General features: G+C 41.6%; 9 protein-coding genes. 3 read left to right on the top strand and 6 right to left on the bottom strand.

Annotated features, from left to right (window positions below):
* Positions 1-226: 226 nt before the first annotated feature.
* The 6 genes from ACT3IB_RS06675 to ACT3IB_RS06700 all read right to left on the bottom strand — a co-directional run bounded on the left by ACT3IB_RS06675 (position 227) and on the right by ACT3IB_RS06700 (position 8,155).
* The gene (locus ACT3IB_RS06675) at positions 227-2,410 is read right to left on the bottom strand and encodes a PAS domain S-box protein (RefSeq protein WP_491538226.1); all 2,184 of its coding nucleotides are present in this window, start codon (positions 2,408-2,410) and stop codon (positions 227-229) included.
* 107 nt (positions 2,411-2,517) lie between these two features.
* On the bottom strand, positions 2,518-2,907 hold the full coding sequence (locus ACT3IB_RS06680) for a response regulator (protein WP_491538227.1): 390 nt from the start codon (positions 2,905-2,907) through the stop codon (positions 2,518-2,520).
* 180 nt (positions 2,908-3,087) lie between these two features.
* On the bottom strand, positions 3,088-3,741 hold the full coding sequence (locus ACT3IB_RS06685) for a response regulator (protein ID WP_491538228.1): 654 nt from the start codon (positions 3,739-3,741) through the stop codon (positions 3,088-3,090).
* Positions 3,734-6,940 carry a PAS domain S-box protein gene (locus ACT3IB_RS06690; protein ID WP_491538229.1) on the bottom strand — a complete coding sequence of 1,069 codons (3,207 nt, stop codon included), beginning with the start codon at positions 6,938-6,940 and terminating at the stop codon, positions 3,734-3,736. Before ACT3IB_RS06690 ends, ACT3IB_RS06685 begins: the two co-directional genes overlap by 8 nt.
* A 170-nt stretch (positions 6,941-7,110) precedes the next feature.
* The gene (locus ACT3IB_RS06695; protein WP_491538230.1) at positions 7,111-7,314 is read right to left on the bottom strand and encodes a YgaP family membrane protein; all 204 of its coding nucleotides are present in this window, start codon (positions 7,312-7,314) and stop codon (positions 7,111-7,113) included.
* A gap of 40 nt (positions 7,315-7,354) precedes the next feature.
* Complete coding sequence (locus ACT3IB_RS06700) at positions 7,355-8,155, bottom strand: GntR family transcriptional regulator (RefSeq protein WP_491538231.1); 801 nt, start codon at positions 8,153-8,155, stop codon at positions 7,355-7,357.
* 252 nt (positions 8,156-8,407) lie between these two features.
* On the opposite strand from ACT3IB_RS06700, the gene ACT3IB_RS06705 reads away from it, so the two are divergent.
* From ACT3IB_RS06705 to ACT3IB_RS06715, 3 genes are read left to right on the top strand one after another with little or no spacing between them, the layout of a single operon-like run.
* Positions 8,408-8,806: a DUF302 domain-containing protein gene (locus ACT3IB_RS06705; RefSeq protein WP_491538232.1), complete on the top strand. Its 399-nt coding sequence runs from the start codon at positions 8,408-8,410 to the stop codon at positions 8,804-8,806.
* A 56-nt stretch (positions 8,807-8,862) separates the two neighbouring features.
* Positions 8,863-10,233 carry a TolC family protein gene (locus ACT3IB_RS06710; RefSeq protein ID WP_491538233.1) on the top strand — a complete coding sequence of 457 codons (1,371 nt, stop codon included), beginning with the start codon at positions 8,863-8,865 and terminating at the stop codon, positions 10,231-10,233.
* Positions 10,234-10,271: 38 nt separating this feature from the next.
* Positions 10,272-11,366, top strand: coding sequence for an efflux RND transporter periplasmic adaptor subunit (locus ACT3IB_RS06715; protein WP_491538234.1), 1,095 nt, complete (start codon positions 10,272-10,274; stop codon positions 11,364-11,366).
* Positions 11,367-11,373: the final 7 nt, after the last annotated feature.

The raw sequence follows: 11,373 nt of genomic DNA on the forward strand, positions 1-11,373 counted from the left end.
AGAGTGTTTTTTGATTCATTGAAACGAACTGAAATATTGCTTTATGTTGATGAATGAATAGTAAAGCAGTTTTTCTAATGGAATAATGTAAGAGATTTTGAACATAAGCAAATGATCTATCCGAGAGAGGTGTAAAAATTTGTTGTAAGCTTTAAAAATATTGCAACAAAAAAGGCAACTCCTTGTGAGAGTTGCCTTTATATTTTAATAAGTTTTGCTCAGCGAATTATTCTGCTACTTCGAGGTATTCACTTGCCGGACTGGTCCCGTTTTCTTTGGAAAAAAAGAACTCGAATTTTTGATAATCACTTTCAGGGTTTGGCCAAATAAGTGTTCCCCCCAGCTGCTTGGCCAAAGTTTTTATCAAAATGTTATGCAAACAATTGCTGTTTTTAGCCTCAGTGGGACAGTTCATCATTTGCTCTCCTTCAATAATCAGGTGTACTTGCTTACCGTACTGGCGCAACTGTATGTCAATGGATGACTGTTTATCTTTGTCGGTAAAATTGAATATCAGTGAAAGAATTTCATTCAACAACAGCCCGCCGGGAATAGATTGGTTAATATTCAAGGAGAGTGCTCCCGTTGGCAGGTTGATATGTGTATTGTTGTTATCCCGCTGGTTTTGAACCATCCGGCTATTCAGCAGTTCTTGTAGGAAGTCTGTAAAGGGAATGCTCGTTAAACTTCCGTTTTGATACAGCACCTCATGGATAGAGGCAATGGTCATAATACGACTCTTAATATTTTGCAGTTCCTCTTTTAACGTGTCACTGTCAGCGTCAAAAAGCTGCAGTTCGACAAGGCTGGTAATAAGTGCGAGGTTATTTTTTACCCGGTGATGCAGTTCCGAGAGGAGGGCTTCTTTTTCCTGCAATGTATCTTTGATTTTTTCACGATAATTATGCTGCATTGATACATCTACATACATGCCGTAGATGGCGATAATATCATCCTCTAGCTCAACGGGAACGCTACCGATCAACACCGGGACTTCTTCACCTTCTTTATTTAGTCGAGTGGTCTCCGTTTGTAGGCTTTCACCGTTTCGTGTAGCCTCAGAAATTGCTTGTGCTTCGTTCTGTTCTTCTTCTGGAGCTATAAGCATATTGATATTTTTTCCAATGGCTTCTTCCTTATTGTATCCGAAAATATTTTCAAAACTGTTGTTAACATCTCGGATCTTGCTCTCATTATCGACAATGGTAATACCTACCGGGGCATTGTCAAAAAGTTGCTGCAGCATGATCTGGTTCTTCCTGTTTTCACGCTCAACATTTTTACGATCTGTAATGTCAATGCCTGCCCCAACCAAGAAGGATTTTCCATCCTGTTTAAAGTGCTTGGCAAATAAATAATAATCCTTTATTCCACCTTTTTTGGAATGTATCCGGGTTTCAACCGATAGTTCACCGTTCTTAAAACACTCTTCTATTTTTTTACGAATAGTGTCCTTGTGGTCATCGGTGATAAAATCCAGGGCATTCTTACCGGATAGTTCCTGGGCCGAATATCCAAGTTCTGTGGTCATATGCTCGTTCCATCTTACGATATTACCCTCTTGATCGAGCACTAAAAAGACACCGGGAATACTGTCCAGTGCCGATTCGGTAAAATGCTTGTTCTTTATAAGGTTCTCTTCAACTTCTTTTCTCCTGCTGATATCCTTAAATGTGATGATACTTCGAAGCTGGCCAGATTTATTGCGATACACTTTGGATGATACCTCGGCAGGTATTTTTCGGCCGTCTTTGTGTATCAGCTCCATTTCAAGACGGTAGCTGCCGATCTTTTTCTGTTGATCCAAAGCCGCTTGGTAGTTGGGATTGTGCACATTCATAACCTGATTGCACTTGCGGGCGATAAGACTTTCGCGATCCCAGCCGAGGATTTCACTGGCGGAGGGATTGGCATCCAAAATATGGTCATTGGCATCGGTAATCAGGATACCATCGAGGTTCTCTTCAAACTGGATTTGATAACGATTTTGCGTCTCCTCTAAATGCTGCTTGGCCTGAACTGTTGAGCTCACATCTTCATGAATCATTACAAAGTACGGATGTTCATCACTAGAGGGACGAATGGTTACTTTGAACCAGAGGGAATCATTGCTGGACTGCAGGGGATAGGTTAGTGAAAAGGATTCTTTTTTACCCTTGATTACCTTTTTTAATCCCAATAAAAATTTAAGTGCATAGTCGTCGCCCATTTCAATAGCGTGTTGCAGGACATTAAAATAATTTACGCCGGTATCAGCGCGTTTGATAAGGGTAGATGCTCCACTGAAACTTTTCCACGCTTTATTACATTCTACAATGGTGCCCTCAGCATCAATGATTGCCACATGGGCAAGCAGGTTGTCGAGGAAAGTGGCATCTAAATTGATATCGGAGAAATTCGAACTAGTCATGGTCCTTCGGGTTGATGATTATGAGATGATTAAAATCATCATTTTGAGGAGGCCGGAAAACAGCAGAAAAGCCTAACTTTTTTATACTGTAAAAAGCGTATTGTGTATTAGGTATATTCTGCTATAATGCATTGCTTTCCCGATGCGACCTTTTGCACGGCTTCAATAAGCTTGCTGTCTGACACTTCGTTTTGAATATAACCGGTGGCCCCGGCAGAAATCAGTGGCTTTATAAGTAGATTGTTAAGATAGGAATGAACGACAAGCAACGGAGTGTCGGGAAAATAGCTTCGGATTTGAAAAACTGCTTTTGTTGAGGTTCGTCTGAAATCCTCTAAATTGGCAATCAAAAGGTCAAAGTCAGGCTGTTCTTCATTAATTGTGTTAAAGTTATCCAAATCTGAATGTAGCTTTGTTGACCATTCATCGACGGACCGGAGCATCGTGTGTATAGTAGAGGTAATAGAAGATGTTTTACCGAAAAGTAGTATGTGCATGCCGTTGTTTCGTTAAGATGATATATTTGAACCTACTATTTTTTACACAAGTTGCATATAGCTTTAAAGGCCTATTTTTGTGGTAGGTGAAAAAGCCTATAGCCCAAAAGGAGTTACCCCTTTTTACAAAAGGGAGGGAAAAATTAGATGTGCGAGCCAACGATTGAGGAGTCAGCCATTTTATTCGATATCTGCCAGGTTGTGCTTGATGGCGTAGGTGACGAGCCCGGCTGTATTTTTGGCGCCTGTTTTTTGTAGCAGGTTCCGCCGGTGGGCATCTACGGTGCGGGTACTAATATGCAACTTATCTGCAATTTCTTGATTGGTATGTTGCTGTACTATCAGTTCGAGCACTTCTTTTTCGCGATCGGTAACATTACCCGGGTCGGTTTCATCTTTTTCGGTTTTGCCTTTTACAAGGTCCATCATCACACTTTGGGTGGCATCATTACTGAAATAGTGTTTGCCTTCCAAAATACTGGTAATGGCATCGACAAGCTCAATTTTGTCGGAGCTTTTAAGGATATAGCCTGATGCACCGGCTTCAATCATCTGACGAATATGCTGGTCCTCATCCATCATGGTAAGTGCCAATACTTTGATATCAGGGGATGATTCTTTAATCTTTTCGGTGGCCTCAATACCGTTCATCTCCGGCATACTTATATCCATGACAATCAAATCGATATCATGTTCTTTGCAGGCTTCAATGGCCTCTCTACCGTTTTCCGCTTCTGCTGCGATCTTAAATCCTACTTCGTCTTCGAGTAGCATCCTAATCCCGTCACGGACAATATCGTGATCGTCTGCTAATAAAATATTGATATTAGCCATGGTCTGTACGGTTAGATTTCAGATTGCTGACATCAGGGATAGAGACCGAAGTTTTCATGCCTTCGCCGGGCTTGGATTTAATATCGAGCTTTCCACTAAGGCTGCTTACTCTGGTTTTTATGCTCCGCAATCCCAGCCCGGCCGCTTCATCCTGATCATCAAGTTGTGCCCCAATCCCATTATCTTCAATCATCAGTGTAAGTGTATCATCTGCCATGTGCAATTGAATCTCTATTTTTGTGCATTCTGAGTGGCGAACGGCATTGGTAATAATTTCCTGAAAAATGCGGTAAATATTGATTTCAGCCTGGTTATTTAGATCCAGCTGATCACAATTATGAACAAACTTAAATTTGATGTCTGTACTTTTTCTGAAGTCTTTGATAAGATTTTCAAGTGCTGCAATAAGCCCATAATCCGAGATAGCTTGCGGCATAAGGTTGTGGGAAATATTTCGGGTTTCGGTGAGGGCGTTTTTTAAAAGTGATATTCCGGTTTCAAATTGGTTTTGTCGTTTCTCGCTCAACTTTTCAATATCTGCTTTTGCCGATTGCAGGTTCATACTGGCCGCTACCAGGTATTGACCCAGTCCGTCATGAAGCTCATGAGCAATGCGTTTACGTTCCCGATCTTCGCCTTCAATAACCGATTGAATGATTTTTTCCTGCATCCGTTTCTGTTCGGTTACATCGTTAATTAAAACCAGTCGATAGGTTTTGTCCTTTTTGTAAGTAACATCAGAGGCCGATAGCTCCACATCGATCCTCGTACCATCTTTTGTGAGATGGATCCATTCCTCTGAGTATGCAGTCGTCCCCTTATTTTGTTTTACATTTTCTCTCAATGCCTCGGCGTCTTTCTCGGGTCGGATATCAAGCAGTGTCATATTCATGAATTCCTCTTCGGAATAACCATAATGATCAATGGCTGCTTGATTTACCTCAATAAATTTCAGGGTTTTGGGATCATAAATCCACATGGGTTCGGGATTATTTTCAAAGAGGTGGCGGTACTTCTTTTCTGATTTACGCAGTTGCACCTCGGCTTTTTTGCGATCGGTTATATCATCCATTGTTCCCACCATACGGATCGGCTTACCTTGCTCATCTCGAATAATAACAGCACGATCAATCAGGTAGGCAATAGAATCATCCGCTTTAATTAGCCGATATTTCTCGGTCCATCGTTGAGCATTTGAATCAAGCGCCTGCTTAGAGCTAGCAGCTACTTTTTTGCGATCATCGGGATGAATGTACTGTTCCCATATTTCATAATTCTCGTGCAGTCCTTTTCGCTCATAGCCAAAGGTCTCTTCAAAGCCCTGGCTCCACCACAATTCCTCCTTCTTAAAATCAAGATCCCAGATAACATCGCTGGTGGTTTCTGCTACAAGCTGAAACCGCTGTTTTTCTTTCTTTAATTCTTGTTCCAAATGATGTTGCTCAGTAACATCAACTACGGTTGAGATCATCAAGTTTTGATCGTAAAGCGGAATGTTTTTAGCGTTTACAATTCGCTCATTCCCTTCTTGAGTAGTAACTCGCATACCCTTCCATTGCATGCGGTCTGGATTTTCGGAAGCAATATCGGCTGTAACTACATCAAATACCTGTTTTCTATATTCCTTGTCAGGATACACCTTCCTAAAAAAGGACTCAAAATCTGTTAATGTTTTCTGAGGCCAGCCGTAAATTTCCGTAAATTTTTTGTTAATCAATGTCACTTTTCCATCATCAATATTATTGACCGCTACACCAATGGGTAAATTCTGAATTGTTTTTTCTATAAATTCTTTCCGCTTTTTAAGTTCCCTTTCGGACTTTTTACGCTCGGTAATATCTTGTGCAACCCCTAATAATCTTGTGACCTCTTGGTTATCGTTCTCTACAGGAATTCCAATTGCCCTGATATATTTTTTATTTCCTTTTCCGGTTTTCAGTTCTAGGTCAGTGTCGTATGATTCTTTATTCTCAATAGCCTGCTGTACAATTTGCTTATAATTATCTGAGGAGGATCCGTGATAGTGATTCATAAGATCGTCGAAGGAGGGAGGACCCAATTCTAAATCACGGTCATAGATTTCATACATAGTATCAGACCAAGTAATCTCGTTGGTCTCTATATTGAATTCCCAGTCGCCAATTTTACCAATCCTCTGGGATCGTAACAGGCGTTCCCGTTCTTTTTGAAGCTCTTGTTCTCTGTTTTTTTGGTCTGTAATATCCCGGACAACACTAATGGCCTTGTTGACTTCGTCATCTTCGTCATACACCAGCGTTACGGTATGATCGGAATAAAATATGGTACCATCTTTTTTTTGCATTCGGAACTCGGTTTGGAAAACCCCTTTTTCCTCGAGAGCCTCAGAACCTATCTCATCAAATCTCTGGTAGTTTTCCTCGTCGATATGAAGTTTCCTTGTGGAACTGCCAATTAGTTCGTCTTGGCTATAGCCGAATATTTTTTCCGAAGCACTATTGCAATCAACAATGGTACGACTTTGAGTATCAATAACAATGAGGCTCGACTCCAGACTCTCGAAAATCTTTGTAAGCAACTCTCGAGATTCTCGTATTTTTGCCTGCGAAGCTTTAATATCAGTCATATCAATACCGATGCCCACTGATGTGTTATCGGTAAGACGCACATTGGTCCATGAGACGGGAATTTGCTCTCCGGATTTGTTTGTAATATCAAATTCCTGCCATCCGACCTTCGGATTATTCATAAATTCGACCGCTTTTTCTCGTTCATGTTGATCTGGGTAGCATGTTTTAAGAAGGTCAACATCCTCATTTTTAATTTCTTGGTTAGTCCAGCCGATCACTTTTTCAAACTCCCTGTTTACTTCAAACTGTTCCAGGTCGGGATCATAAATGGTAATAAGAATGGGAATCCGTTCAAATAAAACGTCTTTAAGCTCTTTTTCGGATTGGACTTCGCCCAGCAAATTTTCAAGTCGAATTTCCTTTTTTTGAAGCTGCTGGTCGTGTTTTTTAATCAGCCAATATAAGCCGGCCCCGGTAAGTAAAACGTAGAACCAGCCTTTATAGGTTTGCAAAATGGAAAGAGCATGGGCGTCAGTAACCAATGATTCAAGCAATCGGTCGGTAAAGGCAATCCAGAGTCCGGCAACGATAAGGTAAATGATTGTAATATTAAGAGGGGAAAGCGTTATGCGTTGGTCATTATTTGCCATAGCTCCAGATAGTTTGCGTCACTCTATAAATAAATAGTGTAAGAGATTTTTTGGTAAGATTGTAGGGCAATTTATTGAGCCAGCTAAGAATGGCCATGTGGAGCCAAATAAAAAAAGGCGACCATAGTGGGTCGCCTTAAAGTCGAAAGGGTAAGTTAAAATTTTTAAAATCAGTTTTCTTTCCGGGTTGTGAGACCAAACGGCATATACAGCGGACATGTGCTTATGAGGCTGGTACCCAAAAAGATTATTGCAAATATTCCAAGTATCATGGCAGTTGTTCCCGTTATAACGTCCATGAAATAGAGAACACCTACTAATATAGCAAGCAGCGTTCGTATCGTGCGGTCAATTGTTCCCATGTTCTTTTTCATAATAATAAGTCTTTAGTTAATTATAGGATGCGTACAGCGGTTAGGATTGTTCTTTAAAAACAGGGATCATTTCTTTAAAAGGAGTTTCATCATCAGTATTAGTATTCGAAGCTCTACGTTCAGCCATAAGTTCAAACACCATTTTATCGTTTCGGTAATATCGCTTTTGATAATACACCGGTTTTTCTCCAATAGTGTAAGAAATGCGATTCATTAATAGTAGTGGTGTTTGCGGATCTATATTCAGGTATTTTGCTAACTTCTCGTCAGCCATTGATGCTTCGATGCGATAGCATCCCTTTTCGATGGGGATATCAAATTCATCTTCCAGGATTTTAAAGATGGTTGTTTCCTCAAGGTCATATCCCTCAATAAGCTGTCCATAAAATATGGGCATCCAGGTGATGTCATAAGCAATGGGTTCGCCATCACCCAATCGAATACGTTCTAATTGTACGGCAATTTTTTTGTTTTCAATGTCAAGATATGAAAGCAAATCCTTTTGGTCGTTGATATCCACCTGCTCAAAAGATAACAGTTTTGAACTCGCTTCCATGCCCGTCCCTTCCAGTTCTTCGGTAAAATCATTAAGAATAGAAAACGACTGGTGTGTACGTTGATCAGTAACAAATGATCCCAACCCCTGGCAGCGGTAAATCAGCTGCTCATTTTCAAGTGTTTGTAGAGCTCGCCGAACCGTTACGCGACTCACATCAAATTTTTTGCTTAACTCATTTTCCGAGGGCAATTTTTCATCTGATGCCAGTGCTCCTGTTTCAATTTGCTGCTTTAGCCAGTCGCTGATCTGCTTGTGGAGTGCTATTCCGTCTTTTAAGTCCATAATTGCATGCTTATTAAATTGTTCGCATCAGAAATTAATCAAAATTAGGATTAAATCAAATACCTGTTAATACAAGTTTATTCAATTGTATTAATGGGTATTATTGATAATTTAGCTTGTTTAAAGCTGTAAGATACGCTCATAGAGGAAATATATCAGCATAATTGAATATATGTATTTACTTGTATTGACAACCATAAATTCTGTTCCTATATTCATGCATGACAAAAAAACAATCAAACCAACAGTGTTATGAAATACTTTTACTCTGCAACAACCGATCAGTCATTTGACGAAGCTATTGAAACGGTGACCAATTTGCTTAAAGAAGAAGGTTTTGGAGTGCTTACGGAAATTGATGTCAAAGAAACACTCAAGAAAAAGCTGGATGTAAATTTTAAAAAATACCGGATTCTCGGTGCGTGCAACCCTCAATTTGCGCACAAGGCCCTTACAGCAGAAGACAAAATAGGTGTGATGCTGCCTTGTAATGTGATTGTAGAAGAACATGAGGATGGGCAGGTGGAAGTTTCGGCCGTAGATCCGGTAGCCTCCATGCAGGCGGTTGAGAATGATGAGCTGCATCCTATTGCCGATGAGGTACGATCACGATTGCAAAAAGTGATTGATCAGCTGCAACCTGGATTTTGAAAGAAATCTTCCCTGAAGTACTCAGGGATAGAAACTATTAAATAAGATGGAATACAATGCGAACTATTAACAAGATGACAAACAAAATATTGGTGCTGTTGGCTGGGGTAATGGTGTTTTCGTTCCAGCCGATACTGGCACAGTCTAATACTAATGATACAACGGATGTTCGGGAAATGAGTCTTCAAGAGGCGCTTGCCATTACCGAAGATGCGAGTTTTGAAATTCGGATGGCTGAGGCGGATATGGAGAAGGTTCGCTCACAGTACCGGCAGACCAATGCCACCTTTTTGCCGCAGCTTTCGATAGAAGAAACGGGCGTTTCAACAAATGATCCGCTGAATGTTTTTGGCTTTAAATTAAAGCAGGAAGCGGTGACACAGGCCGACTTTAATCCAACGCGGCTAAACGATCCCGATGCCTATGATAACTTTACCACTACGTTCAAAGCGCAGCAGCCACTATTTAATGCGGATGCGATTTTTCAGCGCCGGGCGGTAAAAAATCAGTTGGAAGCAGCTAAAAAACAGATGGAGGGGACGATACAGCATGTCCGCTACCAAGTGAAAGATACGTATTATCAGCTTCAACTGATGGAGAAGCAGGAGCAGGTTATTACGAAATCATTGGAGGTGGCACAGGAGAATGAACGTCAGGCCAAGAACTATTACGAGCAGGATATGATCAACAAGGCCGATTATCTGGCGGCGAAAGTGCGTGTGTTGGAGCTAAAAAGTCGGCAGTCAAAAGTTCGTGACCAGCGAAAGACCGTGCAGGATAATTTTCGCTACCTGTTAAATATTGATGAGGAGATCGCTATTGAGGCTACGGACAGCCTGCAGATGCGCCCCGGCATTTCGGATGAGATGATTGACGCCGAGAATTCGACAAATGCTAAATTGGAGGCGATGAAATACCGGATGTCGGCGGCGAAAGAGATGCAGCGTTCGTCAAAGTTCAACTTTATTCCCAGTATCAATCTGTTTGGGAGCTATGAATTTAATGATGAAGTGCCTTTTGGTACGCAGGGCGACAGTTATATGATAGGAGCAACGCTCAAGTGGGATCTATTTAAAGGATTTCAAAATGTGGGTAAGGTGATGGAATCCAAAGCCCAGTTGAAAAAGGCGGAGCTAGCGTACGAAAGCAGTCTTTTCAAGAACAAGATGGAAATTCAGCAGGCACAGCGCTCACTTGATCAGGCAGAGGAACAACTTCAATTTGCTGAGGCATCCGTAGACCAGGCCGAAGAAGATTTTCGCATCCGCAATAATCGTTTTAAACAAGGCATGGAAAAAACGACGGACCTGCTACAGGCCGAAACGAAGTTACTCCAAAGCAAGCTGCAGCGACTCAATGCGCTCTATCAATATAATTTAAGTGTGGCAACACTGGAGTTGCTGCTTGAGCGTGAAATGCCCTACTAATTTTCCTAAAAGATTTTAACAACAAAACAAATAGATCAATGAAATATAGCATCATGAACATATCAGGAAGACTATTATCTGCACTTGCAGTGCTAATGTTGGTGGGGATCTCATGCAGCTCTACTGAAAATGAGCAGCCCGCAGATGATCAGCCCATAACGGTAAATACTCAAACTGCAGAATACGTACAGGGAACGGCATCGCACCGTTTTTCCGGTACCGTAAGCAGTGATCGTACGGTCAATATGAGTACGAAGGTGATGGGACGTATCACACAGCTTGATCTTGAAGAAGGGGACTACGTTAGCAAGGGTGACGTGTTGATTCAGATTCAAGATGATAACTTGCAGGCGCAGAAGAATCAGGTTGAATCGAGTTTGATAGAGGCCAAGGCTGCTTTGCAAAATGCGGAGACGAATTATACCCGCATCAAAAATTTGTATGAGCAGGAAAGCGCCACTAAAAAGGAGCTGGATGATATGAGCACCCAGTATGAGATGGCCAAAGCCAAAGTAAAAACCTTGGAGAGTAAGCTGCAGGAAGTGGAAGATATGCTCGATTATACCAGGTTGACAGCTCCTTTTAACGGATATGTGGTATCAAAGATGGCTACCGAAGGAGATATGGCCGCACCGGGACAGCCTATTATTGCGCTTGAGCAAGAAAGTATCATGAAAGTGAATATAACCGTTCCCGAAAGCAACATTTCACTGTTCAATTATGGTGATACTGTTTCGGTGGATATCAAGACCGCCGGCTATAGTGATGGAATTGGAGTTGTTAAGAATATCAATCAGGCCGGTAACCGCGGCAGCCGACAGTTTGCTGTCGAGGTAATGTTGCCCGATCTGGAAAAGAATTCAGGCGTAAAATCGGGCATGTTCGCCCAGGTTGGCTTGATTACGGAGAGTGATCGCTCGATTGTTGTGCCCAAGTCTGCCATTATTGAGCGCGGACAGCTGACCGGTTTATACACAGTGAATGATAACTCTGAAATTGTGCTTCGCTGGGTTCGTCTCGGGGATGAAAGTGCGAATGGGGTCGAGATTTTATCCGGCTTGTCGGAAGGCGAATTGTTTGTGGCTTCGGTTGATCAGCCGCTACGCGAAGGCCGAAAAGTAAATACGCAGTAAATAGAAA

This window comes from Fodinibius sp. GM21 (genome assembly GCF_058386955.1).